The organism is Amycolatopsis echigonensis, from assembly GCF_014174495.1.
Taxonomy (GTDB): domain Bacteria; phylum Actinomycetota; class Actinomycetes; order Mycobacteriales; family Pseudonocardiaceae; genus Amycolatopsis; species Amycolatopsis echigonensis.
Map to the genome: position 1 here is coordinate 26,579 of NZ_JACJHR010000016.1, position 26,979 is coordinate 53,557.

At 68.9% G+C, this 26,979-nt stretch carries 23 protein-coding genes; 16 read left to right on the forward strand and 7 right to left on the reverse strand.

Features of this window, described 5'->3' with window-relative positions; translation table 11 throughout:
- Positions 1-13: 13 nt before the first annotated feature.
- Positions 14-400, reverse strand: coding sequence for a pyridoxamine 5'-phosphate oxidase family protein (locus tag H5411_RS13645; protein ID WP_183123962.1), 387 nt, complete (start codon positions 398-400; stop codon positions 14-16).
- A gap of 99 nt (positions 401-499) precedes the next feature.
- On the opposite strand from H5411_RS13645, the gene H5411_RS13650 reads away from it, so the two are divergent.
- From H5411_RS13650 to H5411_RS13665, 4 genes are read left to right on the forward strand one after another with little or no spacing between them, the layout of a single operon-like run.
- Entirely contained in the window at positions 500-1,450 is a 951-nt protein-coding gene (locus H5411_RS13650; RefSeq protein WP_183123963.1) for an ABC transporter substrate-binding protein, read from the forward strand.
- Positions 1,437-2,330 carry an amino acid ABC transporter permease gene (locus tag H5411_RS13655; RefSeq protein ID WP_183123964.1) on the forward strand — a complete coding sequence of 298 codons (894 nt, stop codon included), beginning with the start codon at positions 1,437-1,439 and terminating at the stop codon, positions 2,328-2,330. Before H5411_RS13650 ends, H5411_RS13655 begins: the two co-directional genes overlap by 14 nt.
- Positions 2,323-3,090 (forward strand): amino acid ABC transporter ATP-binding protein, encoded by a 768-nt coding sequence (locus tag H5411_RS13660; protein WP_312878219.1) that lies wholly within the window; start codon positions 2,323-2,325, stop codon positions 3,088-3,090. Before H5411_RS13655 ends, H5411_RS13660 begins: the two co-directional genes overlap by 8 nt.
- Positions 3,087-4,814 (forward strand): aminotransferase class V-fold PLP-dependent enzyme, encoded by a 1,728-nt coding sequence (locus H5411_RS13665; protein ID WP_101435445.1) that lies wholly within the window; start codon positions 3,087-3,089, stop codon positions 4,812-4,814. The genes H5411_RS13660 and H5411_RS13665 overlap by 4 nt, the downstream gene beginning before the upstream one ends.
- 39 nt (positions 4,815-4,853) lie before the next feature.
- Here the strand turns inward: H5411_RS13665 and H5411_RS13670 are convergent, their stop codons facing one another.
- Entirely contained in the window at positions 4,854-6,020 is a 1,167-nt protein-coding gene (locus H5411_RS13670; RefSeq protein WP_183123965.1) for a macrolide family glycosyltransferase, read from the reverse strand.
- 285 nt (positions 6,021-6,305) lie between these two features.
- Between H5411_RS13670 and H5411_RS13675 the strand changes: the two genes are divergently transcribed.
- The 6 genes from H5411_RS13675 (at position 6,306) to H5411_RS13700 (ending at position 11,461) form a co-directional block, all read left to right on the forward strand.
- Positions 6,306-7,208 (forward strand): ABC transporter ATP-binding protein, encoded by a 903-nt coding sequence (locus tag H5411_RS13675; protein ID WP_183123966.1) that lies wholly within the window; start codon positions 6,306-6,308, stop codon positions 7,206-7,208.
- The gene (locus H5411_RS13680; RefSeq protein ID WP_183123967.1) at positions 7,205-7,939 is read left to right on the forward strand and encodes an ABC transporter permease; all 735 of its coding nucleotides are present in this window, start codon (positions 7,205-7,207) and stop codon (positions 7,937-7,939) included. Before H5411_RS13675 ends, H5411_RS13680 begins: the two co-directional genes overlap by 4 nt.
- Positions 7,940-7,993: 54 nt before the next feature.
- Positions 7,994-8,641: a hypothetical protein gene (locus tag H5411_RS13685; RefSeq protein ID WP_183123968.1), complete on the forward strand. Its 648-nt coding sequence runs from the start codon at positions 7,994-7,996 to the stop codon at positions 8,639-8,641.
- Positions 8,634-8,939 (forward strand): winged helix-turn-helix domain-containing protein, encoded by a 306-nt coding sequence (locus H5411_RS13690; RefSeq protein ID WP_101435439.1) that lies wholly within the window; start codon positions 8,634-8,636, stop codon positions 8,937-8,939. Before H5411_RS13685 ends, H5411_RS13690 begins: the two co-directional genes overlap by 8 nt.
- A 1-nt stretch (position 8,940) precedes the next feature.
- Complete coding sequence (locus H5411_RS13695) at positions 8,941-10,260, forward strand: DNA polymerase IV (protein ID WP_183123969.1); 1,320 nt, start codon at positions 8,941-8,943, stop codon at positions 10,258-10,260.
- 79 nt (positions 10,261-10,339) lie between these two features.
- On the forward strand, positions 10,340-11,461 hold the full coding sequence (locus tag H5411_RS13700) for a CapA family protein (protein ID WP_376772143.1): 1,122 nt from the start codon (positions 10,340-10,342) through the stop codon (positions 11,459-11,461).
- A gap of 138 nt (positions 11,462-11,599) precedes the next feature.
- Here H5411_RS13700 and H5411_RS13705 read toward each other — a convergent pair whose 3' ends face one another.
- Positions 11,600-12,160, reverse strand: coding sequence for a TetR/AcrR family transcriptional regulator (locus H5411_RS13705; protein WP_101435437.1), 561 nt, complete (start codon positions 12,158-12,160; stop codon positions 11,600-11,602).
- Between the two features lie 37 nt (positions 12,161-12,197).
- On the opposite strand from H5411_RS13705, the gene H5411_RS13710 reads away from it, so the two are divergent.
- Positions 12,198-13,238: an epoxide hydrolase family protein gene (locus H5411_RS13710; RefSeq protein WP_183123971.1), complete on the forward strand. Its 1,041-nt coding sequence runs from the start codon at positions 12,198-12,200 to the stop codon at positions 13,236-13,238.
- 340 nt (positions 13,239-13,578) lie between these two features.
- Here the strand turns inward: H5411_RS13710 and H5411_RS13715 are convergent, their stop codons facing one another.
- Positions 13,579-14,601, reverse strand: coding sequence for a family 2 encapsulin nanocompartment cargo protein polyprenyl transferase (locus H5411_RS13715; protein WP_183123972.1), 1,023 nt, complete (start codon positions 14,599-14,601; stop codon positions 13,579-13,581).
- Between the two features lie 507 nt (positions 14,602-15,108).
- On the opposite strand from H5411_RS13715, the gene H5411_RS13720 reads away from it, so the two are divergent.
- The 3 genes from H5411_RS13720 (at position 15,109) to H5411_RS13730 (ending at position 18,757) form a co-directional block, all read left to right on the forward strand.
- On the forward strand, positions 15,109-15,870 hold the full coding sequence (locus H5411_RS13720; RefSeq protein ID WP_183123973.1) for a bestrophin-like domain: 762 nt from the start codon (positions 15,109-15,111) through the stop codon (positions 15,868-15,870).
- Positions 15,871-15,873: 3 nt separating this feature from the next.
- Positions 15,874-17,100, forward strand: coding sequence for a DUF6923 family protein (locus H5411_RS13725; RefSeq protein WP_183123974.1), 1,227 nt, complete (start codon positions 15,874-15,876; stop codon positions 17,098-17,100).
- A gap of 91 nt (positions 17,101-17,191) precedes the next feature.
- The gene (locus H5411_RS13730; protein ID WP_183123975.1) at positions 17,192-18,757 is read left to right on the forward strand and encodes an esterase-like activity of phytase family protein; all 1,566 of its coding nucleotides are present in this window, start codon (positions 17,192-17,194) and stop codon (positions 18,755-18,757) included.
- Between the two features lie 5 nt (positions 18,758-18,762).
- On the opposite strand, the gene H5411_RS13735 is transcribed toward H5411_RS13730, so the two are convergent.
- The gene (locus H5411_RS13735; protein WP_183123976.1) at positions 18,763-19,776 is read right to left on the reverse strand and encodes an autoinducer 2 ABC transporter substrate-binding protein; all 1,014 of its coding nucleotides are present in this window, start codon (positions 19,774-19,776) and stop codon (positions 18,763-18,765) included.
- 231 nt (positions 19,777-20,007) lie between these two features.
- Here H5411_RS13735 and H5411_RS13740 point away from each other — a divergent pair, with 231 nt between their 5' ends.
- On the forward strand, positions 20,008-20,466 hold the full coding sequence (locus H5411_RS13740; protein WP_101435430.1) for a DUF4396 domain-containing protein: 459 nt from the start codon (positions 20,008-20,010) through the stop codon (positions 20,464-20,466).
- A 3-nt stretch (positions 20,467-20,469) separates the two neighbouring features.
- Here H5411_RS13740 and H5411_RS13745 read toward each other — a convergent pair whose 3' ends face one another.
- Together H5411_RS13745 and H5411_RS13750 are read right to left on the reverse strand one after the other, a co-directional pair.
- The gene (locus H5411_RS13745) at positions 20,470-21,156 is read right to left on the reverse strand and encodes a hypothetical protein (protein ID WP_312878222.1); all 687 of its coding nucleotides are present in this window, start codon (positions 21,154-21,156) and stop codon (positions 20,470-20,472) included.
- Positions 21,157-21,310: 154 nt separating this feature from the next.
- On the reverse strand, positions 21,311-24,187 hold the full coding sequence (locus H5411_RS13750; RefSeq protein WP_183123978.1) for an AfsR/SARP family transcriptional regulator: 2,877 nt from the start codon (positions 24,185-24,187) through the stop codon (positions 21,311-21,313).
- A gap of 830 nt (positions 24,188-25,017) precedes the next feature.
- Here H5411_RS13750 and H5411_RS13755 point away from each other — a divergent pair.
- Positions 25,018-26,979 (forward strand): S53 family peptidase, encoded by a 1,962-nt coding sequence (locus H5411_RS13755; protein ID WP_220816903.1) that lies wholly within the window; start codon positions 25,018-25,020, stop codon positions 26,977-26,979.

Here is a 26,979-nt window from a genome sequence, read left to right on the forward strand (position 1 = left end):
GAACCTCGGAACCTCAGGCGTTGCCCAGCACCCGCCCGATGGTGAGTTCCAGCACGACTCGCTGCGGGTTCTCACGCGGTTTCCGGTACCGCCGCGCGTAGCGCTCCTCGGCGTCGCGGACTGAAGCAGCATCGTCGAGGAGCCGGACTCGGCCTTCCAACGTGGACCAGGTCCGGCCCTCGAATTGGCACACCGCGGCGGCCAGCCCCGTGTCGCCGGCGGCGCGGATCAGGCGGGCCTTGTACGAGGTGCCGGAGGCGATCACGCGGGCGATGCCCTGCTCGAAGTCGACGGTCACTCCTACCGCTACTACGTGCGGCGTTCCGCTGGGGCGCACCGTCGTGAGCGACGCGAGCCGCCGTTCGGTCCAGAACTGGCGGAAGCTCTCGTCGAGTGTCATGTCCGCACGCTAGACGAGACAGAAATTCAACTGCTTGTTGACCTCTTTAACAACCAGTTGTAGCGTCCCGCGGAACCAACGACGTCCTGGAGGGTCCGCATGTGGTCGCTTCGTTCCCGTGCCTGGCAGGCCGCACTGCTCGGCGGCCTGCTCGCGTTCGCTACTGCCTGTGGAGGAGGCCCTGACGGGGCAGGCGGCGGGCAGCAACAGCAGAAGCCGAGCGCTGTTCCGGACAACACGGCGCTGCTCGGGGCGATCAAGGCCGACCCGCAGCTCGCCGGTGCGCTGCCGGCGGCTGTCGCGCAGGCCAAGACCATGCGGCTGGCGTCCAACATCCAGTCGGCGCCGAACAACTTCTACGCGCCGGACGGCAAGACGCCGATCGGCTACGAGGTCGATCTGGCGAAGGCGGTCGGGGCGAAGCTCGGGGTGACCGTCGCGTACCAGGATCTCGCGTTCGGTTCGCTGATCACGAGCCTGCAGTCCGGCCGGGTCGATCTGACCATGGCCGCGATGAACGACACCAAGGAACGCCAGAAGCAGATCGACTTCGTCGACTACTTCTCGTCCGGCATCACGATCATGATCCGCAAGGGCAATCCGGACGGCATCACGGGGCCGGACACGTTGTGCGGCAAGAATGTGGCAGTCGTCCAGGGCACCAGTCACCAGAAGTTCGCCGCCGCGCAGAGCGCGAAATGCACGCAGGCGGGCAAGCCGGCGATCACGGTCACCGCGACCGACAGCGACAACCAGAACCAGAATCAGCTGCGCACCGGTCGCGTCGCGGCGATTCTCAACGACCTGCCGAGCGCGGTCTACATCTCGCGCACCGCGGGCGACGGCAAGTTCTTCGAGGTCGTGCCGGGCCAGCCGATCGAGGGCGGGCCGTACGGAATGGGCTTCGCGAAGAGCAACACGAAGCTGCGCGACGCCGTCAAGCAGGCTTTGCAGTCGCTCGTCGCCGACGGGACCTACGGCAAGATCCTGCAGTCCTGGGGCGTCGAGCAGGGTGCGATCAAGGAGGCGGCCGTCAATGGCGGAAGCTGAACCGCTGCCGATCGTCCGGCTGCGGCATTGGGGTCGCTGGGTCAGCGCGGCGGTGATCGTCGCACTGCTCGTGCTGCTGGGTTTCGCGCTCGCGCAGGCGCAGATCGAGTGGAGTTCGGTACCCGACTTCGTCTTCTACCGCGTGATGGCGCTCGGACTGCTCAACACTGTCGTGCTGGCGGTGATCGCGCAGGCGATCGCGATCGTGCTCGGGATCCTGATCGCGTTGCTGCGGCTCAGCGCCAACCCGGTCGCGAAGTGGTTCGCGGCGGCTTACATCTGGCTGTTCCGCGGGCTTCCGGTGCTGCTGCAGATCCTGATTTGGTACAACCTGGCGCTGATCTTCCCGACCTTCTCGATCCCGCTGCCGTTCGGCGGCTACCTCGTCCACGAGCCGACGAACGTGCTGATCAGCGCGTTCACCGCGGCGTTGCTCGGACTGGCGCTGAACGAGAGCGCGTACATGGCGGAGATCGTCCGCGCGGGGCTGACCAGCGTCGACACCGGGCAGACCGAGGCGGCGAAATCCATCGGCATGACGCCGGGCGCGACGCTGCGCCGGGTCGTGCTGCCGCAGGCGATGCGCGTGATCATCCCGCCGACCGGCAACGACTTCATCAACATGCTCAAGGGCACGTCGATGGCGTCGGTGATCGGCGTGACCGAGCTGATCCACGCGGCCAACAACATCTCGTCCAACAATCTGCTGGTGATGGAGACGCTGATCGCGGCGGCGATCTGGTACATGGTCGTGGTGACTGTCGCCGGTGTCGGCCAGCATTACCTCGAACGCTCGTTCGGGGCAGCCGACCGGAGTCCCGTCGCGCGCGTCGGGAAGGCATTCAAGGGGATGCCGCTGGTGAGGGGTGCGCGTGTCTGAACCGCTGCTGAAAGCTGTCGGGGTCCGCAAGAACTACGGGCACACCGAGGTGCTCAAGGGCATCGACCTGGAGGTCCGCAAAGGACAGGTGGTGTGCCTGCTCGGGCCGTCCGGGGCGGGGAAGAGCACGTTTCTGCGCTGTCTCAACCATCTCGAGACGATCGACGGCGGCCAGGTCTGGGTGGACGGCGAGCCGATCGGGTTCAAGCTGCGCGGCGGCAAGCTGTACGAGCTGCGGGAGAAGGACGTCGCGCGGCAACGCCGGGACATCGGCATGGTTTTCCAGCGGTTCAACCTGTTCGGGCACCGGACCGCGCTGGAGAACGTCGTCGAAGGGCCGGTCCGGGTGCTCGGCGTCGATCCGGAGAAGGCCCGGAAAGAGGCACTGGACCTGCTCGACCGGGTCGGGCTCGCGGACCGGGCGGGTGCTTACCCGGGGCAACTGTCCGGCGGGCAGCAGCAGCGCGTCGCGATCGCGCGGTCGCTGGCGATGAAGCCGAAGCTCATGCTGTTCGACGAGCCGACGTCCGCGCTGGACCCGGAGCTGGTCGGGGAGGTGCTCGCGGTGATGGGTACGTTGGCTCGGGAGGGGATGACGATGGTGGTCGTGACGCACGAGATGGCCTTCGCCGCGGAGGCCGCCGACGAGGTGGTGTTCCTCGCCGACGGCGCGGTGGTCGAAACCGGGCCGCCGGAGCGGGTGCTGAAGTCCCCGGAGCACGAGCGGACGCGGCAGTTCCTCGCGCGGGTCCTCTCGTGACCCGGATCCCGCCCCGGTACCTGCTCCAGTTCGACGAGCCCGCGGGGTACCTGGATTTCGCGCGGTTCGGACCGCCGTCGCACGCCGTGCTCGACACCACCGCGCGGCTGCTGGAGGCCACGACCAAGGCTGGTCCGTCCACAGTGGACGAACTGATGCGGCAGGAGATCCGCGCGAAAGCAGCGGCCGCGCGGCTCTGCGGCAGCGACACCGACCACACCGTGCTGCTCCCGCACACCAGCCTCGGCCTGTTCCAGGCAGCGTTCAACAGCCACGGCGAAGTGCTCGTGTCAGCTGCGGAGTTCCCGGCCAACACGTATCCGTGGGCGCGCGCGGAGCAGGCCGGGCGGGTGCGGATGCGGCGGCTGGAAGGCGGTTACGTCACTGCCGACCGTCTCGCGGAAGCGCTCACGCCCGAAACCGCTGTCGTTTCGGTGAGCGCGGTCGATTTCCGTACTGGTTATCGGGCTGATCTCGCCGCGTTGCGCGAGGTGGTGGGCGATCGGCTGCTGGTGGTTGACGGAATCCAGGGCTTCGGGGTTGTCGACGAGCCGTGGGGAGTCGCCGACGTGCTCGTGGTCGGCGGGCAGAAGTGGCTGCGGGCGGGCTGGGGCACCGGGTTCGCGGTGCTGTCCGACCGGGCGCTGGCGCGGATGGACCCGATCCTGTCCGGCTGGACCGGCGCGCGCGACCCCGGTCTGTTCGACAACGAGATCCACCCCGCCGACCCGACCGCGGCGAGCTGGTCGATCTCGAACCTCAGCCCGGTCACGTCCGGCGCGTTCGCGGCGGCGCTGGAACTGGTCGAGGAAACCGGCGTCGAGGCGATCGCGGGCCGGATCACCGAACGCGTCGGCGAGCTTGAGGAAGTGCTGCGTTCGTTCGGTGCCGAGATCGTGTCGGCGACTGAACGGCGGGCCGGAATCCTCGCGTTCTCGTTGCCGGACAAGCCGGCGGAGCAGGTCGGGGCGGCGTTGACGGCTGCCGGGATCGCGGCGACGGTGCGTCCGGAACACGTCCGGTTGTCCCCGCACGCGTCGACCCCGGCGGCGGCCGCGGATCTGGTGCGGGACGCGTTGGAAACGCTGCTGCGGCCTCGCCGGGTCGTGCCGGTCGCGTCGGCTTCGGGCACGGCGACGCATGAGCTGCTCACCGCGCTGATTCCGGCGGTGGACGGCCTGGCGGCGATGCTCGGGCCGGGCAACGAGGTGCTGCTGCACGACCTGTCGCGGCTGCCGGATTCGATCGTCGCGATCGCGGGGGAGCTCACCGGCCGCTCGGTCGGCGGTCCGATGACGGATCTGCTGCTCGGGCTCGTCCGGCGCGGCACGACACAGGACCTGACCAACTACCGCACGCACAGCCCGGACGGTCGCGAGATCCGGTCGTCCACGTTGTTCCTGCGCGACGCCGACGGGACGGCGATCGGGTGTCTGTGCGTGAACAGCGAACTGCCCGCCGCGGCGCAGACGTCGGAGGAACGGCGGGAGGAGACGTTCCTGCCGGACGTCGACAGCCTGCAGCGGTTCCTCGTCGGGCGCGCGATCGGGAAATCCGGGATTCCGGTCGAGCTGATGAAGAAGCGGCACAAATCGGCGGTGGTCCGCGAACTGGACGAGGCCGGGTACTTCCTGATCAAGGACGCGGTGGACCATCTGGCCACGCAGCTCGAGGTGACGCGGTACACGATTTACAACTACCTCAACGAGATCCGGGCTGGATAGCCGGACCGCCCGGGCTTGCCGCCAAGCCCGGGCGGGCAGTCAGTTCAGGAACTTCTCCACCGCGTCCGCGGCTGCGGCGATCCCGCCGTGGGCACGGATTTCCGCACGCAGCTCGGCCAACCGCGCGGCGACGTCCGGCGAACTGCTGACTTCGTCGACGGCTTCGCGCAGGGACTTGGCGGTCACCTGGTCCGCGGGCAGATGTTTGCCAACGCCCAACGCCTCCAGCTGCGCGGCGTTGCCGAACTGGTCGACGGCTTGCGGGATGGCGACCGTCGGCACGCCGTACCACAGGGATTCCGTGCAGCCGCCCATTCCGGCGTGCGTGATGAAGGCGGACGCGGCGTCGAGAATCGCCAGCTGTGGCACCGTTTCGTGGACCTCGACCGACTCCCGCAGCGGGCCGAGGTCGTCTTTCGAAACGTGCTTGCCGATGGAGAGCACGACGTGCCAGTCCTGGAATTCGGTGATGCAGTGCCGGTAAACGTCGAGCTGGTCGTTGTACGCGGTGCCGAAGGATACGAGCAGCACGGGTTTCCCGTCGGACGGCGGAGTCCAGCGTTCGGCTGCGCGCGCCGGGTCGAGGCACGGGCCGACGAACTGGACGCGGTCCTCCGGCACGCGGTCGGCGTTGGGCTGCATCGCGCGGGGGATCAGCGACAGGATCGGCACCGGTCGGGCGAGCCATGTCCAGGCGTCTTCGGTGACACCGTGTTCCGCTAGCCACTCGGTGAACGTCCGGTGATAGTCCATTCCGGACGGTGAGGTGCGGATCGGTTTGAGGACATCGGCGAGTTCTTCCTCGTACCCGTCCCAGGCGACGTAGGTGGGGGAGAGTTGCACCGCGGGCACGTCGTAGCGGAGGCCGAGCAATGGTGCGCCTAGGCCGCCGATGTCGTAGAGCAGCAGGTCGGGCCGGTCTTGGTCGAAGGTTTCGGTCAGCCGCGGGTGGATCGCGATGGCCTCGTCGAGGAAGACGCGCATCGCATCGGCCGGGTCTTCCGGCCATTCCGCGTCCGGGCCGAGCGGGAAGATCGTGGGATGCGCGACGATGTCCGCGCCGGTCGCCTCGACCAATCCGGCGAGCGGTGCCCCCACGACGTAGCTGACCCGGTGCCCGCGCTGGACCAGTTCGCGGATGATCCCCAGCGACGGGTAGACGTGGCTCGGCGCGGAACAGCCGACCATGACGATGTGCTTGCCCATAAGGCGAAAGTGTCCTTTCCGGACGAGATGCGGTCCGGCACGCAAGGAAGGGGCAGCCCGGTGGCGGGCGGCCCGGAAAGTCGTGCCGGGATCAGGACAGGCGGCAGCGGGCGAAGATCATCATGGACCGGGACGGTAGTGCGGTCGGTCGCGGGGAGCAACCGGATTTGCCGGGCATAGCCGTCACCAGCTTGCCGTGGTGAACAACTCGGCATTGCCCACTACTTTTCAGCGCAACTAACTTTGTGTTACAAAGTCCAGTACACCGGAGCTCTGGGGGACGAGATGACGGAAGCGTTCAGGCTGACCGGCCTGGTGAAGCAGTTCAAGCAGGTCCGCGCGGTCGACGGCGTGTCCTTGGCGGTGCGGCGGGGCGAGGTCGTCGCGCTGCTCGGGCCGAACGGTGCGGGCAAGTCGACCACCATCGACATGCTGCTCGGGCTTGCCTCGCCGGACGAGGGGACCGTGCGGGTGTTCGGCGGTGCGCCTCGGGCGGCGCTCGATTCCGGGCGGCTCGCGGCGATGGTGCAGAACGGGTTCTTGCTGCGGGATGTCACGCCGGCCGAACTGGTCGAGTTGCATCGGTCGATGTTCCGGAATCCGTTGCCGGCCAAGGAGGTTTACGACCGGGCCGGGATCGGGGAGTTCGCCAAGCGGCGGTGCGGGAAGCTGTCCGGCGGGCAGCTGCAGCGGGTTCGGTACGCGCTCGCGCTCACCGGCGATCCGGAGTTGCTGATCCTCGACGAGCCGACGGCGGCGCTGGACGTCGACGCGCGGCGCGAGTTCTGGGCGTCGATGCACGAGTTCACGGCGGCGGGGCGGACCGTGCTCTTCGCGACGCATTACCTCGCCGAGGCCGAGGACTACGCGGACCGGGTCGTGTTGATGCGGCACGGGAAGGTCGTCGCGGACGGCGCGGTCGACGAGGTGCGCGCGAACGTGTCCGGGCGAGTGATCAGGGCAGTCGTACCGGGCGCCCGCGAGGAAGACCTGGCTGTGCTGGACGGGGTCGCCAGCGCACGTGTTCAGGGCGATCGCACGGAACTGGGCTGTACCGACTCCGACCTGGCGATCCGGGCGTTGCTCACGACGTTTCCGCAGGCTAGTTCAATCGAGATCACCTCCGCGGGGCTCGAGGAAGCGTTCCTCGCCCTCACCTCCGACGAGCCGCAGGGAGCGCTCCGATGAACCTCGTCTACCTCCGCTTGGAGATCCTGCGCATCATCCGCAGCCCGCAGTTCGCGCTGTTCACCATCGCGGTCCCGCTCGGCATGTTTCTTCTGTTCGGCGGGCTGTTCGGCGACCAGGTCGGGGCGGGTGGCATCAAGGCCAGTGTCACGACGATGATCAACATGGGTGCGTACGGAGCGATGAGCGGAGCGTTGTTCACCGGAACCCGCGTCGCGACCGAGCGGACTGACGGCTGGCAGCGGCAGCTTCGGCTCACACCCATGCGCGGACCGGGCTACCTCGCGGTGAAGATCGCGTCTTCGATGGCAATGGCATTGCCGGTGGTTTTGGTGATCTTCGCGGCGGGTGCGCTGCGGGGAGTGCAGCTCACCGCGGCGCAGTGGCTGCTCAGCGGTGTCTCGTTGTGGCTGGGCGCGCTGCCGTTCGCGGTGCTCGGGCTGCTGCTCGGGTTGTTCGGCAAGGGCGACACGGTCGGCGCGATGACCGGCGCCTTGATGCTGCCGCTCGGCGTGTTCGGCGGGTTGTGGATGCCGCTCGCGTTCTTGCCGGAATGGATGACCTCGCTCGCGCACTTCTTCCCGACGTACTGGCTCGGCCGCGTCGGCACGCTCCCGGTGGATCACGCCGGCGGGCTCGGTGTCGCGGTCGGCGTGCTGGCGGCGTGGCTGGTCGTGCCCGCGCTCGTGGTGGTGCGGCGGTTCCGGCTGGGCCCGGTGAAGGTCGCGTGACGTGTTAGCTTCCGTGCTGCATGCGGGGTCAGTACGGGGGAAGGGCGGTCCGGGGTGAACGACGACGCGGAAGACCCCGTCGAGGACGAGCGCGAGCCGCTGTCCGCGGCGGAGTCGCTCGAACTCATCGCCCTTCAGCACGAGCGGACGCGCCGGGAGCTGCGAGTCAGCCCGGCGCGTCTGTTCGGCGTCTGGGCCTTCACCTGGCTCGTCGGCTGGGGCCTCGTTTATCTCTCCGACGAGCGATCGGCGGCGCTGCTGCCCGGATGGGTCGCGGCGATCGTCGTCGCGGTGCTGATGATGGGCGCGATCGCCTACTCCGCCTGGCACGGCAGCAAACCCAGCCGGGGGATCCGCGGTCCGTCCCGGCGGATCAGCGCGATGTACGGCTGGTCGTGGGGAATCTCGTTCGCCGCGATGTGCCTGATCGACATCCGGATCACCAAACTCCTCCCCGAAGGCTCGGATCTCGTGCCGCTGCTGTGGTCGGGCACGTCGCTGCTGCTGACCGGCGCGCTCTACCTCGCGGGCGGAATGCTGTGGCAGGACCTGCGGCAGTACTTCCTCGGCGGCTGGATCATCGTGTGCGGCGGGGCAAGCGTCCTGGTCGGCGTGCCGGGCAACTTCCTGGTCCTCTCGCTCGCCGGCGGCGGCGGATTCGCGGTCGCGGCGCTGGTCTACGTGGTGCGGCCCCGTGACTGATCTGCCCGAGCTCGACCCCGTCATCCACGCCCAGGCGCGGCTGCGCGTCACGGTCGCGCTCGCCGGGCTGCGCTCCGCCGACCAGATCACCTTTCCGCGGCTGCAGCAGTTGCTGGAGATGACCGCGGGCAACCTTTCGACGCATCTGCGGAAACTCGAGGACGCCGAGTACGTCGAGATCACCAAGGCCTACGAGCACCGCACGCCGGTCACGCTGGTGCGGCTCACGAGCAAGGGCCGCGCCGCGTTCGAGAGCTACACCAAGGCGTTGCAACGACTCCTGGACGCTGGAACCTGACATGTCCCGCTGGGTCGTGCACCTGGACCTCGACGCGTTCTACGCCTCCGCCGAGCAGCTCACCCGCCCGACGCTGCGCGGGCGCGCCGTCGTGGTCGGCGGCACCGGACACCGCGGCGTCGTCGCCGGGGCGAGCTACGAATCCCGCGAGTACGGCGTGCGTTCGGCGATGCCGATGTCCCAGGCCCGGCGGCTGCTTCCGGCCGGCGGCGTGGTGCTTCCGCCGCGGTTCCGGTTGTACGAAATCCTGAGCAAGGAGGTCTTCGACGTCGTCGGCGAGGTCGCGCCGGTGCTGGAACGGATTTCTCTCGACGAGGCGTTCGCCGAACCTCCCGCGCTGGCCGGCGCGTCGGTCGGGCAGGTGACCGAATGGGCCGAGAACCTGCGGACGCGGATCCGGGAAAAGACCGGGCTGACCGCGTCGATCGGCGCGGGAACGGGCAAGCAGGTCGCGAAAATAGGTTCGGACCGCGCGAAGCCGGATGGCCTGCTCGTCGTGCCGCCGGGAACTGAACGCGAGTTCCTGGCTCCGCTGCCGGTGCGTGCGTTGTGGGGGATCGGCCCGGTGGCGGAAGCGAAACTGCGCACGATCGGCGTCCTCACCCTGGGCGAGCTGGCGGCGTTGCCGGAGCCGGACGCGGTGTCGACGCTCGGCGGCGTGGTCGGCCGCGATTTGCGTCGGCTGGCGAGCGGATTCGACGACCGTCCGGTCGCGGAACGCGGCGAAGCCAAGCAGGTGAGCGCGGAGACGACCTTCGACGTCGACGTGGTCGACCTCGTGCGATTGCGCGCGGAGGTAAGGAAAATCGCGGCTGGCGCGCACGCCCGGCTGGTGAAGGCGGGCCGCGTCGCGCGCACGGTGGTGATCAAGCTGCGGCATACGGACATGAGCACGGTGACCCGCTCCGAGACCACCGCGTCGCCCACGGACGACCTCGAACAGCTTGCGGCTACTGCGGAACGGCTGCTGCTCGACCCGCAGGAGTTCGGCGGAGTGCGGCTGGCCGGCGTGGCGTTCAGCGGGCTTTCGGTGCCGCATCAGGACGCCTTGTTCAGCTTGACCGTGCCTGCTGCGACGGAGGAGCCGGTGGTCACTTCGGTGCCGTCTCCGGGCGGGAGCGCGCCAGTGTCCTCGTCGGGATGGCGTCCGGGAGACGACGTGGTGCATGCCGAGTACGGCACGGGCTGGGTGCAAGGCGCGGGGCACGGGCGGGTGACCGTGCGGTTCGAGACGCGCACGTCCGGCCCCGGCGTCGCGCGGACTTTCGACCAGACCGACCCGGCGCTGACTCGCGGAGAGCCCTCCGACTGCCTGGCCTGAGCGTTTTGCCTGGTCACGACCAGGGTGTTAACCCACACGAGTGATGCGGAAGGATGTGCCGGGCAGTCGGGCAAAGGGGATGATCATGACGAACATACGCCGCGCCGCCGCCCTCGCTGGGGTCGCGCTGATGCTGACGGCGTGTGGGAGCGAAGCCGCCCCGCCCCGGTCCTCGGCCGAACCGTCGTCGGCGACGGCCGCCTCGCCGGACTCGTTCACGGTCGTGGCGACCGGGGATGTGCTGATCCACCCGCGGCTCACCGAGCAGGCCGAGGCGGACGGCGGCGGGAAGATCGACTACCGACACCTGTTCGCCGGGGTCAAACCGCTGGTGTCCGGCGCGGATCTGGGGATCTGCCACCTCGAAACGCCGCTCGCGCCGGAGGGCGGGCCGTACCGCGGGTATCCGTCGTTCAGCGCGCCGCCGGAAATCGCGGACGCGTTGAAGGACACCGGATACGACACCTGCTCGACCGCGTCGAACCACACGCTCGACCAGGGTGCGGCGGGTGTCCAGCGGACGCTGGACAAGCTCGACGAGACCGGGCTGAAGCACACCGGCTCCGCGCGTTCGTCCGAAGAGGCGGGGAAACCGCTGATCCTGGACGTGCACGGGGTGAAGGTCGCGCAGCTGTCGTACGCGTTCGGGTTCAACGGGATCAAGCGGCCGGCCGGGAAACCGTGGCTGGCCAACGAAATCGACCCCGACGAGATCCTCTCCGCGGCGCGCGAGGCGAAGGCGGCCGGGGCGGAGGTCGTGATCGCGAGCCTGCACTGGGGCGTCGAGTATCAGCATGACGTGACTGCTGAGCAGACGCAGTTGGCGCGGAAGCTGACGGCGTCGCCGGATCTCGACCTGATCGTCGGACATCACGCGCACGTGGTGCAGCCGTTCCAGAAGATCGGCGGCAAGTGGGTGGCGTTCGGGCTCGGCAATGAGGTCGCGCGGCACGACGAACCTCGCGGGTCCACCGAGGAAGGGGTCGCGGCGCGGTTCCGGTTCAGCCGGACTGGCGGGAAATGGACGGTCGACAAGGCCGAGTATGTGCCGACGCTGATCGATCTGGGGCCACCGATTCGCCTGCGGGACCTCACGACCGCGCCGTCGAGTCAGCGCGGCAAGGAAGCGCTCGCGAATACCGATGAGGTGGTGCTTTCCCGGGGTGCTGGGGAGGAAGGGCTGAACCGCCCGGGCCGGTGACGGTTCCAGGCCGGTGCTGCCTGACGGTGGCGTCGGGTGCGCCGAACGGCCTTGGGTCGTCCTCGCGTGTGGCCGATGCTGAGTTGGGACAACATAGGGCGACCGGAAACGAGTTTCAGCGCCTGTCGCTTGTCGTGGTTACCCGTCGGCGAGGCGTTGGATGGTGGTGCTCAGCCATGCCTGGAGTTCGGCGGGGTCGCCGAGTTCGGAACGCAGGACCCGGAGGCGGGTCGAGACGCCGAGCACGAAGGCGTCGATCGCCGCGGCTCGGTCGCGGGCGTCCGCGTCGTCAAGGCCGCTGCCGCGCAGGTAACGGTGCAGCGGCTCCAGCGAGTTCGTGTCGAGGAAGGCGGCCAACGCCTCCGCCGCCTCCGGGCGCTCGCCGGACGCGCGTTGCAGCGCGAGCAGCGGATCCTCCTCCGCCGCGGCGAACCAGCGCTGGACGATGCTTGCCGCGAGACGCGAGCCCAACGCTGAACGGTCGCCGTCGAAGGAGTCCACGACTGGGATCTCCGTCCGGGTCGCCGCCAGGAAAAGACCGTCCTTGCCGCCGAAATAACGCGTGATGAGGTTGGGCGACACACCGGCCGCATCGGCCACGCCCTTGACCGTGGTCGCCGCGTATCCGTGCCGGGCGAACTGGCGTCGTGCGTGCTCCAGGATCCGCTGCCGGGTGGCGGCGGCATTGCGCGAGCTCATGTGTACGAGCATACACATCTTGTGTACGTTGATACACATGGACAGCGGAACGCAGGAACGACTCCGGCGGACGCGGCGCGTCGCGACCCCGTGGCATGCCGACGGGACGCGCGGCATCACCGGCGCCCGCCTCGATGAACTGCTCGAACGCTGGGCGAACGGGTACGACTGGGGCGTGCACGAGCGCCGCATCGGCGAATTCCCCTGGACGACGGTCCAGGCGAGCGACACCGAGCTGCGGGTGATCCACCAGCGGGCCGCGGATCCCGGCGCGCCGGTTGCCGTGCTGCTGCACGGCTGGCCGGACTCGGTGCTGCGGTTCGAGCGCGTCCTGCCTCTGCTCGCGGACCTGCACGTGGTGGTCCCCGCGCTGCCGGGCTTCCCGTTCGCGGCTCCGCTCACGATGCCCGGCATGTCGGTCAACCGGATCGCCGGGATCGTCGCGGACGCTCTGGACGAACTCGGGTATGCGCGGTACACGGTGTCCGGCGGCGACGTGGGCGGCACCGTCGCGGAACTCCTCGCGGCCGAACACCCGGACCGGGTGGCCGCCCTGCACCTCACGAACGTCGCCCCGCAGCACGCGTTCACGGCGGACCCGGCGAAGCTCGCGCCGGACGCGAAGGCCTACCTCGACCGAGCGGCGCGGTGGTTCCGGACCGAGGGCGGGTACATCGCGGAGCAGTCGACGCGGCCGAACACGCTCGCCGTCGCTCTCGGCGACTCACCCGCCGGCCTCGCTGCGTGGATCGTCGAGAAACTGGAGTCCTGGTCCGACGAATCGGCCTTCACCGCGGACGAACTTCTCACCTGGGTCACCGCTTACTGGGTCACCGGCACGATCGGCACCTCATTCGCCACCTACGCCGAACCGGCCACGCTCCCCGACCGGATCGACACGCTGACCGTGCTGTCGGTGTTCTCGCGCGACATCAAACCGGAGCCGCGAAGCTACGCCGAGGCGTTCCTGAACATCCGCGCCTACGTGGAACACAACGCCGGAGGCCACTTCGCAGCCTGGGAACAACCCGAGGCCTACGCCAGCGACCTACACCGTGCGGTCGAACTGGGCCGCTGAACAGACCTTGCGGATCCGTCACCACGGGCACTCCGCCCGCACGTACTTCCAGCACGCTCGAACTAGCGAAGACGACCCTGGCTTTCACTTTATTTATGAGGTCGACATGAAGCGACCGGCGAGAAAATGAAGTCGGTTGCTAGACCCTGCAGGCGATCGAGGCCGCCGTGGGATGTGCCTCGAAGCGGCATCAGGACGATTGCCCTGGGCAGGCGACCGCACTGGTTGGGTCGCTTGGCTGGGCTGGCGGCTTGGGCGGACGACCGTTTAGGCCGGGCGATCGTCGGGTCGGGCGATTGCCCGGGGCGAATGATGGTTCGGGGCCGGGCGACGGCCCGGGTCAGTGGTCCCGGCGGGTGATGAGCTCGGCCAGCGCGGTCAGCTCGGCCGTTGCTCGCGGGGCTGGGTTGGCGGCGGTCAGGGCGGTCAACGCGTCGGTGAGCAGCTCGTCGGCCTGGGTGTGGCTCCAAGACCGGCCACCGGCTTCGTCGACCAGTGCCGCGGCTTTGGCGAGGCAGTCGTCCGGCAGGGGCTGCCGGTAGAGCATCGCCAGTTCCTGTCCGGCTGAGGTGCCTGACGTGAGCGCCGCGACCACGGGCAGCGATTTCTTGCGGCTGCGCAGGTCTGAATAGACCGGCTTGCCGGTGACCGCCGGGTCGCCCCAGATGCCGAGGAGGTCGTCGACGTGCTGGAAGGCCAGGCCGAGCGACCGTCCGAACCGGCCGAAGCGTTCGACGTGTTCGCCGCGGCCTCCGACCACCAGCACGCCGAGTGTGCACGCCGCGCTCAGCAGGGCCGCCGTCTTTCCCTTCGCCATTCGCACGCATTCCGCCACTTCGACGTTCGTCCGCTGTTCGAACGCCAGGTCCTCGTGCTGGCCGTGCAGCAGGTCCAGCACCGCGGTGCTCAGGAGACGCGCGGCGGCTGGACCGTCCGGGGACAGGACGTCGAAGGCCAGGGCGAGCAGGGAGTCCCCGGCCAGAACCGCTTGTCCGGTGCCGAACACGGTCCACGCGGTGGGGCGATGCCGCCGGGTGCGGTCGCCGTCCATGACGTCGTCGTGCAGCAGCGAGAAGTTGTGCGCCAGTTCGACGGCCACCGCGGCGGGGATCGCGTCCTCCGGGTCTCCGCCGCAGGCTTCCGCGCACAGCAGCACCAGCGCCGGGCGCAAGGCTTTGCCGCCGGACGCGGTCGTCGGCGTTCCGGTCTCGTCCCACCAGCCGAGGTGGTAGCCGGCGATCCGGCGCATCGACACGGGCAGCCGGTCGACCGCCGCCCGCATCGCCGGTTCCCACCTGCTCCGGCTCCAGTCCAGCACCTCGGCCACGGAGCGGGCCCCGGTCCGCGCGTCCACCGTCGTCATCGTTCTTTCGCTTCCGGACGCGGCGCAATGGCCAAAGTGGACAGTGCGGAGGGGATCGGAACGGTCACTGCTAAACCACCTTACGTCGAAAACGCCGGAGAGGTTTTCCGGGAGGGGGTGAAGAATGCGAATCGTGAGCGGCACCGCGCATCAACTTAGCAAGATGGACGATCCCGACAATCACTCGATCGGGTAGCCGAGCTCGATTCACCTGTTTGCCGAAGCTCCTTTTCGGACATTGCCGGTGCTGTTGTCCGGCTGACAATCAAGAGCGCGTCACCGTCGGTCTGCTGCCGTAACCCGGTCGAGTGCGGACGACTGGTATCCGAGCTGTTTTCCTTGCCGAGCAAGAGCAAACGGGGGAACGCGTGCCCGGACGGCTGCTCCGATCCGGCGAACCACGGCGACGGCGGACGGCCACCCGGCTGAATCGCGGGTTTCGCCGTTGTCCGTTCCGGAATCGGCTGGATAGCGTCGGCCAGCGCATTTCCCCGCGAAAGGAACCGGATGAACGTCTACGTGACCGGGGTGTTCTGGGTCGTCGGCGCGGCGATCGCGGCCGCGGTGATCGGCTATCTCGTCCGGCGCTTCGGCTGGGACGAGGGCCGCCGCGACAACAACGACGCCGCGGGCCAGGTGTTCACCATCGTCGGCGGGCTGCACGCGGTGCTGGTCGCGTTCGTGCTGATCTCGCTTTTCGACGCCGTCACGGCCACGCGCGAGGGTTCCTACACCGAGGCGGAGGGCCTCGTCGCCGCCACCTGGTCGGCGCAGGCGCTGCCCGGGGACACCGGCGAGCAGGTGCGGCGGCTGGCCATCGCGTACGCGACGACGGTGTCGAAGCAGGAGTGGCCCCGGCTCGTCGACGACGGGCCGGTTCCGGACACCGGCTGGACGCAGCTCGACCAGATGCGCCGCGTCGTCGCCGACGCGCAGGCCAGGGACGACTGGACGAACAGTCGGAAGGAGGACGCCGCCGCACAGCTCTGGCAGGTCTACCAGGCCCGGCAGACCCGGCTCACCGGCGCGGAAACCGACGGTGTCGGCTCGGTCATGTGGTTCGCGCTCATTCTGGGCAGCGTGATCTCGGTTCTGCTGCCGAACCTCTTCGGCGGCACGCGAATGGCCGCGCATCTGGTGATCGTGTCGACGCTGGCCGGCACGATCGTCCTGCTGCTGTATGCGATTTACCAGCTGCAGAACCCTTATGCCGGAGGCGCGAACGTGCGCCCGGACGCGTTCACCACGGCGATCTCGCGGCTCGGCTGACCGGTGCGAGGTTCCCGGTACCTGACTGTGGTGGCCGCCGCGGCCGTGGTCGCCGGGCTGCTCGTCGCGTCCGGGTGGCTGGCTCCGGCTCGCCAGCGCGCGGCCGCGATGTCCTGCCAGGTGCTGCAGGTCGAAAGCCGGGACGGGTGGTCGTCCGACATCGTGCGGCTGACGTTGCCCGCGGGCGCGCGACATCTGTTGCACCACAGTCCTTTCGCGCTGAACGCCATCGCGTATTCGGCTGCGCAGGACGTGACGTACGGCGTCGCTGACGGCCGCTTCCACGACGGCTGGCACGCGGTGCGGATCGATTCCGACGGCGAACTGACCGACCTCGGTCCGGTCGGCCGCGACACCCACCACGGCGTGTGGAGCTGGGTGACCGGCGCGACGGCCGGGGCGATGTCCGGCAATTCCTGGTATGTGAAGCGGGGAACCATTCTGTACACAGTGGACGTTGATCCGCGCGGCTCCGGTTATCTCACCGCGACCGGGCCGGTGTTGCTGCGTCCGTGGTGGCTCGCCTCGGAAATCGACGACTTCGCGTACAACCCGGAAGACGGTCTGCTGTACGGGGTTTCGTCCGCTGCCGACGGCGCGGTGGTCACGGTGAATCCGGTGAGCGGACAGGTCGCGAAGGTGCCGGGGGAGCGGTTTCCGGACGCGACTTACGGTTCCGTCGTGTTCGGACCGGACCACAAGCTCTACGCGACCGCGAACTGGATCGACGGGCGGAGCGTCACGTACCGGATGGACGGCGGTTCGGCGGTCGAGGTGAGCACTGGGCCGCCGTTGGTGACGTCCGACGGGGCCGGGTGTTTGGCGGAACCCCCGCCACCGCCTCCGCCACCCCCGCCGACCCCGTCCTCGCCTTCTCCGACACCGACACCGGCACCCTCCTCGACGCCGACGACCTCGGCGAGCCCTACGCCGTCTTCCAGCCCACCCGCGCCGACGCCACCGTCGTCATCCCTGGCACCAACCCAGCCGAACCCGATCACGCCCACCCCACCCCCGCGACCGCCGGACGCGATCATCCAGCCCATCCCGATGCCCCAACCCCCGGCACCGTCCCGCGCCGTCCCGCTGAAGGCAGCCCGGCAACCGCCCGGGAAACACGCGACTAAAACGCACGACAACGTCAAGAAGCAGCGGCGTTGGGGCCTCGCCACAGTCCTGCTGATCGTCGGAGGAGGTGCGGTAGCGGCTCGAGCACGGCGCGCTCGTTAATGCGGCAGTCGTCTCGATGACCGACGCTGTCCAACTCGGCCGTCGAGACTCCGTCAGGCGTCGAAAACGACGCCAGAGGAGGAGAAAGCCGATGAGACGCGTGAAGATCGGGCTGGTCGCCGGGGTGCTGGTGCTGCCGCTGGCCGCCGCGGGCCCGGCCGAGGCCAAGGACCGCCCGGACGGCCATTACCGGGTGCGGGCCGGGCACACGCTGCAGGTGCGCGGCGACGCGCAGCGCGACGGAGCGGTGGTCCGGCACACCGATCCCGGGCACGGCGCGCTGACCATCGGCCCGGCAGGATCGTTCCGCTACACCCCCGCCGCCGGGTTCACCGGACGCGACACGTTCACCTACACCGTCAGCGACGCGGTCCGGCTGTACCCGACGAAGTTGCCGCCGCTCGGCACTGTCGGCGGCGTCAAGATCACCGGCGGCGGGTACGGGTCCGCGCTCACTCCGGTGCCAGGTTCGCGCGACGAGTTCTACGGGCTCACCGACCGCGGCCCGAACGTCGACGCGCCGGACGGGTCCAAAGTGGAGCCGCTCCCGTCGTTCACGCCCGCCATCGGCAAATTCCGCCTCCGGGGCGGAAAAGCCGTGCTGGAGCGGAACATTCCGCTGCGCGCGGCCGACGGTTCGCCGTACAACGGCCAGGTCAACACCTTGGCGAGCACTGGCGAGACCATTGTGGATCTCAACGGTGCCAAGCTGCCCGCGTCGCCGAACGGCTACGACTCGGAAGGGCTTGTCGCGCAACGCGACGGGACGTTCTGGGTATCGGACGAGTACGGCCCGTTCATCACGCATTTCCGCGCGGACGGCCGCGCGATCGAGCGTCTCTCGCCGTTCGACGGTTCGCTGCCGAAGGAACTGAAGAACCGCGTGCCGAACAAGGGCATGGAGGGGCTCGCGCTCACCCCGGACGGCGGGACGCTCGTCGGCATGATGCAGTCCGCGCTGCAGCAGCCGGACCTCACGAAGAAGCCCAGCAAAGTTCCCGCGTTGCGGATCGTGACGGTCGATCTCAAGACCCGGGCGACGCACGAGTACGCCTACCTGCTCGACAACCCGGACGAGACCGGCACCGCGGTTTCCGAGATCACCGCTCTGTCCTCGACCCGGTTCCTCGTGGACGAGCGGGACGGCAAGGCCGAACCCGGTGCGTACAAGAAACTGTTCGAGGTCGACCTGAGCAAGGCGACTGACCTCGGCCCGGCGGCGAAGGTGCCGGGCGCGACGTACGACCCGGCCAAGGGCGGGCTGCTCGTCGACGGCGGCAAGAGCATCGAGGCGTACGTCGGCAAGGCCACCACCGCGGAGGCGGCCGACGCCTTGGCGAAGGTCGGCGTGACGCCGGTGGCGAAGAAGCTGTTCCTCGACGTCGGCGGTCTGGTGACCGGGCTGGACCCGAGCGGCGGCTTCTTCGGCCACGACAAGGTCGAAGGCGTCGCGACGACCGACGGCGGCCGTACCGTGGTGATCAGCAACGACAGCGACTTCGGCATCGACGGCGTCGCGAACTCGGCGGCTCCCTACACGCTGCACGCCAAGACACAGCCGAACGGCCGCCAGGACGACGGCGAGTACCTGCAGGTGGACATGGCGAAGCTGCCGGCACGGACGCGCACGCTGACGGTGACCGTCGACGTGCGCTGAGCCCGTCAGTACTTGAACTGATCCACGTTGTTCTGCGTGATCAGCAGGGGATCGCCGAGCAGGACCGTCCGGGAGGCCGCGTTGTAGCGCACCGCGGGGAGTTCCGGGCTCACGTTGTTCTTGGGCCGGAGCGGGGCGCCGGTCGCGAGCTGCTCGGCGGTCCAGGCGGTGAGGTAGCCGAGGGATTCGACGTTCCACAGCACCGTCATGGAACAGGAACCGTCGACCAGATACGGCTTCATCGTTTGCGGCGTGCCCGTGCCGACGGTGTAGACCTGGCCGATCTTCTGCTGATCACGCACCGCTCGCGCGATGCCCGGCGTGGCCGTCGTGCACTGGCCGATCATGCCGGTGAGCTTCGGATGCCGGTTGAGGATGTCTTTCGCCAGCTTCGTGGCGGTGGTGGTGTCCTCGTCGGCGTACACGGTATCGACCAGCTTGGCTTGCGGATAGCGTTGCGCCGCATACGTTTTCTCGGCTTCGATCCACGAGTTGAGATTCGCCGCGGTGCGCCCGCACGAAACGATCGCGTACTCGCCGGCGCCGCCGGTCTTCTTCATCAGCGAGTCGACCAGCGCGGAACCGATGCCCTCGGCCGTCGTCTGGTTGACGAACACCTCGCGCTGCGAATCGGCGGCGTCGGTGTCCGTGGTGAGCACGTGGATGCCCTTCGCCCGCGCTTCCGCGATCGTCGGGGCCAGCTCCGCCGGATCGTTCGGGGCCACCGCGATGACGTCCACCTGTTCGGCGATGAGCTGCCGCAGGATCGCCGTCTGCGCGGCCGGGTCGACCGACTCCGGGGCGCGGAGGAACCACTTCGCGCCGAGCCGTTCGGAGGCCAGCATGCCCCCGGCGTTCATCGCGTCGAAGTACGGGATGCCGCCGATTTTCGGCACGAAGGCGATTTTCGCCGGCTCCGGGGCCGAGTCCGGCAGGACCGGCGAGCAACTGCCCGCCAGTGCCGCCGCGGTCGCCACCAGCGCCGCGCCCAGCACGAGCGTTTTGGTCCGCCCTCGCATCCCCCACCGTTCCCCGGCTATGTGGCCTGGCAGCCGAAGGTAGGGCCAGCGGCGGCAAGGGGTCAACCGAACGCGACCAAACGGTTACGCAAGAGAGTTCAACCGCCGGACGGCGCAGCCTTCCCTCCGCCCGCCGGCTGTGTCGTGAAGCTATGCCGGACGCGCCGGGGGACCGTCCTCACATCGGGCAACCTTGCGCTATTGATACCCCTAGGGGGTATAGTTGGCGGCATGAACGAACATCAGCACGGAGCTTCTTGGTCCACCGCCGCCCAGGCGACGCTGCACTGCCTCACCGGCTGTGCCATCGGCGAAGTGCTCGGCATGGTCCTCGGCACCGCGCTCGGCCTGCACAACGCGGCCACGGTGGTGCTGTCCATCGTGCTGGCGTTCGTCTTCGGCTACGCCCTCACCATGCGCGGCGTGCTCAAGTCGGGCCTCGCGCTCGGAGCCGCCTTCAAGGTCGCGCTCGCCGCTGACACGGTGTCGATCGCGGTCATGGAGGTCATCGACAACACCGTCGTCGTGGCGATCCCCGGTGCGATGGATGCGGGATTGTCGAGCGGATTGTTCTGGCTGTCGCTGGCGTTGTCGCTCGCGATCGCCTTCGTGGTCACGGTTCCGGTCAACAAGTGGATGATCGGCCGCGGTCGCGGGCACGCCGTCGTGCATGCCCACCACCATCATTGAGTTTCAGCAGGACGGCACAGCCGCATCGGCTCGGAGATAGGCCTCGGGCACATAGTGTCCGGGGCCGATCCGGTTCCAGCGCGTGGTGCCGTCCACCGGATCGCCTTGCACGGAACACTCGATCGGCACCTGAGCGGAGTCGGCGGCCAATCCTGCCGGAGGCGCGTCGTTGTTCGCGGACGTGCGCACGACGAGCGGAGCGCCGCCGGTCACCACGCCGGTGGCCGGAGCGCTGCCGGTCCACAGGAAAGTGACGTCCACGTAGCTGCTGCCTTTGAGGCCGAGGCCGTCCCAGAACGTGCCGTCGGCCAGATCGAGACCGGCCGGATTGCGCACCGTGCGGCCGTGTTCGTCCTTGCCGCCGTTGAAGCCGTCTTGGTACGCCGCTTGTGCTTCCGGCACGCCCTGCGGCAGCGAACCGAAGTTCGCGCGGCGGTCGGCGGGGTTCCAGTAGTCGTCGTGTTCGTTCCACGGACCGACGTCCCACACCGGCGCGTACTCGCAGCGCGCGCCGTCGGTGCGGCACACCCGGACGGTGAAGGTCCCTCTTCCTTTGGAGGACACCGTTTTCGTGGACGGGAGCGCGACGAAATGGTCTCGTTCGGTGATCCGGTGCCCGCTCGAGGTGGTGCCGCCGACGAGTCCTTCGCGGGTCGCGTAGAGGCGGTAGGTCAGCGGTCTTTCCTGCACTCTTCTGCCGTGGTGAGGTTTGGCCGAGGCGGGCGCCGGAGTCGACAAAGCGATAAGCGCCAGTGCCAGAAGGACGTGACCAGCCGCTTTCCTGGTGTTCATGAGCGCATCGTGGCCCGGCGCGCGGGTTTGGCCGCGCAACCGGGCCCGCGCGTCAGGCGGACACGATCCGCTGCGGTCCGGTCCGGTGCGGCTGGTCTTCGACCAGGGGGCCGACGGACAGTTCCCGGCGGATGGCCCGCGCGCGTTCGGCGTAGCTGCGGGACCGTTCGGGTTGACTGAGCGCGGAATGGAGTTCGCCGAGCAGCTGGGACACTTCGGCCTCGGAACGGCGGTCGCCGTTGCGGCGGTGCACGCTCAGCGAGTTCACCAGCAGCAGTTGCGCGTGCGCGAGATCGCCGCTGTAGAGGCACAGCGCGCCCAGGTTCTGGTTCGCGTAGCCGACGCAATGGTCGTCGCCGAGATCGGTGAACACGGCGATGGCGCGCGTGACGTGTTCGCGGGCTTCGGTCAGGTTGCCCTCGCGCTGGTACAGAAGCCCTAGTCGTTGCAGCGCATGGGCTTCCCGGTGCCGGTCGCCGATTTCGCAGGACAGCTCGAGCGCGTCGGTGTACCAGCGGCGCGCGGTCGCGTAGCACTTGCGCGCGACCCAGATCGAGCCGATCGCGATCCGGATCACCGCTTCGCCGTGCGGGTCGCCCGCTTCACCGAACAGCCGGAGCGCTTCGTGGCAGGGTTCGAGCGCGCGGTCGGTTTGGCCTTGCATCCGCAGCACGGTGCCGAGACCGGCGTAGGCCACGCCGAGTCCTTGCTGGTCGCCGATCCGTTGGTACAGCTCGCGTGCTGCCTCGAACGCGACCATCGCGTCCGCGTCGTTGTCCTGGTACAGCAGGACTTGGCCGAGATTGCGCTGGACGACTGCCTCGCCGCGGACCGAGCCGGCCCGGCGTGCGGCTTCCAGCGCGATCAAGTGGGTGGCGTGCCAGTCGTCTTGGTGGCCGCGAAGGTCGAAGTACGGCGTGAGGGCGACGGTGAGCCGCCAGGTCAGGTCGTCGAACCCGAGTTCGGCGGCCAGCCCGACGGCGGCGACACACGTGGCGCGTTCGGCGGCGAACCAGGCGGCGGGGCCGGTCAGCAGGCGATCCGCGTCCGGCGGCAGGGCCAGGTCCGTGTCGTCGTGGTACTGGCCGAAGAAATGGATCGGCATGCGTTCGGCGGCTTCCACTGCCAGCGCCAGATATCCCTCCAGCACGCGGCCGATCGCGACGCGGGTTTCCGCGGGCTCGGCCAGCTCCGCGGCGTACACGCGCAGGAGGTCGTGCAGGCGGTAGCGCGGTTGGCCCGCGACGTCAGTGGCGACTAGTTCCACCAGGTGTGCGTCGACGAGTACGTCGAGGACGTCGTCGGCGGACTGGCGGCCGAGGACGGCGGCGACGGCCCAGGCGGGGAATTGGACCGGGCCCAGCGCGCCCAGCCGGCGGAAGGCTGCGGCGGCGGACATGGGCAGGAGGTCGTAGCTCAGGGTCACGCTCGCCCGGACGGCCAGATCGCCGACGCGCAGCTCGTCCAGGCGGCGGTGTTCGTCGTGGAGCCGGTCGGCGAGAACGCGCAGGGACCAGGTCGGCCGGTGGGTGAGCTTGGCCCCGGCTACCCGGATCGCCAGCGGAAGATGTCCGCATTGGCGCAGGATCGCCGCGGCGTCTTCGGGTTCGGCCGCTACCCGTTCGGGGCCGACGATGCCTTCCAGCAGGCGCGCGGCTTCCGGCTCGGGCAGCAGGTCGACGTCCACGGGCAGCGCGCCGGCGAGGTCGGGCAGGCGGATCCGGCTGGTGACCAGAACGGCGGACGCGCCCGCGCCGGGGAGAAGCGGGCGCACCTGCGCGGCGCTGCCCGCGTCGTCGAGGACGACGCACATCCGGCGTCCGGCGAGCTGGGAACGCAGGAGCGCGGAACGTTCCGCCAGATCCCGGGGAAGGCCCGAATCCGGAATGCCCAGGGCGCGCAGGAGTTCGGCCAGGACGCTCATCGGCGAGCGCGGCGACGACGAGGTTCCGGCCAGGTCCACATGCAACTGTCCATCCGGGAAAACCGTGCGGACTTCGTGCGCTACCCGTACGGCGATGGAGGATTTGCCGATGCCTGGTGCGCCGGACAGAACGACGACCGTGGGGCGTTCCGCTTCGGCGTGGCGGCGGAGTTTCGCGACCAGGTGCTCGATGACCTCGCCGCGGCCGGTGAAATCCGGAAGATCCAGGGGGAGCTGACAGATCGGCGGGACTTTGGCACAGGGAACTTCGAGAGTGGTGCGGAGTTCGCGCAGCGCCGCGCCGGGGCTCGCGGACAGTTCGTCGGCGAGGGTTTGCTCGACCAGTTCGTAGGCTTCCGCGGCTTCGGTCGTTCGGCCCGCGTCGCGGAGAGCGGTGATGAGGTGATGCCAAAGTTCTTCGCGCAGCGGGTGTTCCGTGACGAGGGCGCGGAGTTCGGCGATGACTTCGTTGTGCCGGCCCAACGTTAAGCGGGCGCGGATGCGTTGTTCCTGTATTGCCAGGCGAAGCTCGTTCAGACGGGCGACTGTCGGGCCCCAGGTCGGGTCGTGGGGGAGGCCTTCCAGCACTTCGCCGCGCCACAGCGAGTGTGCTTCGTCCAGCAGGGCCAATGCGGTTTCCGGATGGTCCTGGGATTCCCAGGCTTGGGTGGCGAGGCGGGTGAAGACGAGGTGGTCCAGTTCGTCTTCCGAGACGGTGAGGAGATAGCCCGAGGCTCGGCTGGTGATGCGATCGGCCAGGTCGGGCGAGGTTTCGGCCAGGCGTCTGCGCAGGGAGTGGACGTAGGTGCGGATGTTGGCGGCCGCCGAGCGCGGGGCGGTGGTCGGCCAGAGGACTTCGACCAGCGCTTCGGTGGACACGACGATGTTGGGCTGCAGCGCCAGCGCGGCCAGCAGCAGCCGGGGCTTCGGACCGCCCAGCGGTACGGCCCGGCCCTCGGCGACGACCTCCAGCGGCCCCAGGATCCGGAAGGTCAGCGAAATCAATTTACCCGCCTTGGCGGCAAGGTCCCCATGGTCGGCATGCTAGGAGCGTTCGCGCCGGTTAGCTAGATCCACTCGGGGAGGAATACCCCATAAGGGGTGATATCGAGGGCGGATGTCACGGGGTGTTCGGGTTGGGCGGGGTGAATTGTTTTCACGTGTTTCCCGTGGGGGGTCGCGGGCGGCTCGTCGCCTGGGGGCGACATTGCATGTGGGTGGTGTGGTGGGGCACCCCGAAGCTGGATTGTGCTGACGGTTCGGGGGTGCTTGTCAAGGCGGGAAAGATGCCTTGACAAGCACTCCCGAACCGCAGGGAGGCTTCGTATCGGGGTGCGGGGGTGGTGTGGGTGTTTGGTGAGTTGGGTGCGTTGGTGCGGTTTCGGGTGGGGATTGGGTGCCTGGCGAGTTGGGTGCATCGGCTTCGGGTTTGAGGTGGGGCTTGACCTCCAAGGTGGCGTTGGGTGCATGGGGCGTGCCGGACCCGCATTGGTGCGGTGGGGTGGTGCGGGGTGGGCAGGAGGGTGAGTTCGGGGTGCGGGTGATCAGGATTGTGCGACCTTCGTAGGTGGCGGCGCGGGCTGTCTAGTGCTCCGAGGGGAGGGCGGGAAAACGGGCGTTTCGCTGATTTCAGCACATTCCGCTGTGGACAGTGCGGATGAAACGGACTTTGGTCGCACTTGTCCCTTGTGTCGCGATGAAGGGAGCAGATAACGGTTCCGCACCGGGGAGCCGGACGCTTCCCCGGCGGGCGGGGGAGTCCTAGTCTCGTTCCGGCGGCGGGCGGGGTCCAGGCCGCGCAACACGAGGGAGTTGCTGTGCGTAGAAGCGTCACCATGTTTCTTTCGCTGGCGGTGGTGGGCGGCTTGGCCGCTTCGCCTGCCGTGGCGTCGGCTCAGGGGCGGGCGGACATTCCGCAATCGCATCCGGCTTGGGCCAATCCGCAGTCCAAGGTGGCCGACACGGCCGCGTCGTCCACTATGGACTTTCGGGTTTACTTGAACCTCAAGGATCAGGGCGCGGCGGAGGCGGCCGCGCAGTCGGTCTCCGATCCGAACAGTCGCGGCTACCGGCATTATCTGTCGCCGGACCAAGTGCGGGACCAGTTCGCCGCCACCGACCAGACGGTGTCCGCGGTGAAGAATTGGCTGTCCGCAAGCGGATTCAGCATCGGCGAGGTGCCGTCCAACCGGGCGTACGTCGAGGCGACCGGTACCGCCGATCAGGTGCAGCGCGCGTTCGCCGTGACCCTGGGCAAGTACCAGGTCAAGGGACAGACGTTGCGCGCGGCGGACAAGGACCTGTCCGTTCCGGCCGCGCTGGCGAGCGACGTGCTCGGCGTGGTCGGCGTCGACCAGGCGACGAACCTGTTCAAACCGGACCACACCGACGGGGCTGACCCCTCGGCGACCAAGCAGTCCCGCGTGCAGGGCAGCCCGTCGACCGCGCCGCCCAGCAACGGGTTCCGCAACTCGGGTCCGTGCAGCGCTTACTACGGCGAGAAGACCGACACGACTGACCCGGCGTACAACGGCAAGCAGCTTCCGTACGCGCCGTGCGGCTACACGCCCGCGCAGCTGCGTTCGGCGTACGGTCTGGACCAGGTCGCGAAGGTCGGTGCGGACGGTCGCGGCACCACGATCGCCATCGTGGACGCGTTCGCGTCGCCGACGATCTACTCCGACGCCGCGGAGTACGCCAAGCGCAATGACCCGGCGCACCCGCTGACCAAGCAGCAGTTCAAACAGCACATCTTCCCGCCGAACCAGGCGCTCGAGCCGCCGGACCAGTGCGACGCTTCCGGCTGGTACGGCGAGGAAACCCTGGACGTCGAGGCTGCGCACGGACTCGCGCCGGGTGCGGACATCCTGTACGTCGGCGGGCAGGACTGCGAGGACCTGTCGCTGGACACCGCGCTGAACTACGTCGTGGCGGGGCACAAGGCCGACATCATCTCCAACTCCTACGGCGACACCGGCGAGGACATCCCGGCCTCCGAGGTCAAGGTGTTCAACCAGATCTCGATGCAGGCGGTGCTCGAGGGCATCGGCGTGTACTTCTCCTCCGGCGACAACGGGGACGAGGTCGCCCGCCTCGGCACGCCGTCGCCGGACTTCTCGGCCTCGGCTCCGTGGGTGACCGCGGTCGGCGGCACGTCGCTGGCGGTCGGCCAGGACGGCAAGCGGATGTTCGAAACCGGATGGGAGACCGGCAAGTCGACGCTGGTCAACGGCGCCTACGCCCCGGCGTACCCGGGTGCCTTCAACGGCGGCGCGGGCGGCGGCACGAGCCGGCTGTTCGGCCAGCCCTTCTACCAGAAGGGAATCGTGCCCGACGCACTGTCCACGAAGAACCAGACCGGCGGCGCGAAGGGACGCGTGGTCCCGGACATCTCCGCGGTCGCGGACCCGAACACCGGCTTCCTGGTCGGCCAGACGCAGACCTTCCCGGACGGCGTCTACTACGACCAGTACCGGATCGGCGGCACGAGCCTGGCGTCGCCGGTGTTCGCGGGCGTGATGGCGGTGGCCGACAGCCTCGACCACTTCCACCACGGATTCATCAACCCGGTGCTGTACCAGCTGACGTCGCGCACGTCGGCGATCCACGACGTCCAGCACGTCGACGGCGCGGTGCAGCGCGTGGACTTCGTCAACGGGGTCGACGCCTCGCAGGGGCTGAAGACCTCGGCCAGGGTGCTCGACTACCCGAACCTGACGATCCACACGACCAAGGGCTACGACGACGTGACGGGTCTCGGCTCGCCGAACGGAGTGGCGTTCCTGTTGCTGGTGTGA

Bases quoted from the DNA above. Each gene is read 5' to 3' on its own strand.
- H5411_RS13645 (WP_183123962.1), bottom strand. From the start codon at position 400: ATGACACTCGACGAGAGCTTCCGCCAGTTCTGGACCGAACGGCGGCTC.
- H5411_RS13650 (WP_183123963.1), top strand. From the start codon at position 500: ATGTGGTCGCTTCGTTCCCGTGCCTGGCAGGCCGCACTGCTCGGCGGC.
- H5411_RS13655 (WP_183123964.1), top strand. From the start codon at position 1,437: ATGGCGGAAGCTGAACCGCTGCCGATCGTCCGGCTGCGGCATTGGGGT.
- H5411_RS13670 (WP_183123965.1), bottom strand. From the start codon at position 6,020: ATGGGCAAGCACATCGTCATGGTCGGCTGTTCCGCGCCGAGCCACGTC.
- H5411_RS13675 (WP_183123966.1), top strand. From the start codon at position 6,306: ATGACGGAAGCGTTCAGGCTGACCGGCCTGGTGAAGCAGTTCAAGCAG.
- H5411_RS13680 (WP_183123967.1), top strand. From the start codon at position 7,205: ATGAACCTCGTCTACCTCCGCTTGGAGATCCTGCGCATCATCCGCAGC.
- H5411_RS13695 (WP_183123969.1), top strand. From the start codon at position 8,941: ATGTCCCGCTGGGTCGTGCACCTGGACCTCGACGCGTTCTACGCCTCC.
- H5411_RS13700 (WP_376772143.1), top strand. From the start codon at position 10,340: ATGATCATGACGAACATACGCCGCGCCGCCGCCCTCGCTGGGGTCGCG.
- H5411_RS13705 (WP_101435437.1), bottom strand. From the start codon at position 12,160: ATGAGCTCGCGCAATGCCGCCGCCACCCGGCAGCGGATCCTGGAGCAC.
- H5411_RS13710 (WP_183123971.1), top strand. From the start codon at position 12,198: ATGGACAGCGGAACGCAGGAACGACTCCGGCGGACGCGGCGCGTCGCG.
- H5411_RS13715 (WP_183123972.1), bottom strand. From the start codon at position 14,601: ATGACGACGGTGGACGCGCGGACCGGGGCCCGCTCCGTGGCCGAGGTG.
- H5411_RS13720 (WP_183123973.1), top strand. From the start codon at position 15,109: ATGAACGTCTACGTGACCGGGGTGTTCTGGGTCGTCGGCGCGGCGATC.
- H5411_RS13730 (WP_183123975.1), top strand. From the start codon at position 17,192: ATGAGACGCGTGAAGATCGGGCTGGTCGCCGGGGTGCTGGTGCTGCCG.
- H5411_RS13735 (WP_183123976.1), bottom strand. From the start codon at position 19,776: ATGCGAGGGCGGACCAAAACGCTCGTGCTGGGCGCGGCGCTGGTGGCG.
- H5411_RS13740 (WP_101435430.1), top strand. From the start codon at position 20,008: ATGAACGAACATCAGCACGGAGCTTCTTGGTCCACCGCCGCCCAGGCG.
- H5411_RS13755 (WP_220816903.1), top strand. From the start codon at position 25,018: ATGTTTCTTTCGCTGGCGGTGGTGGGCGGCTTGGCCGCTTCGCCTGCC.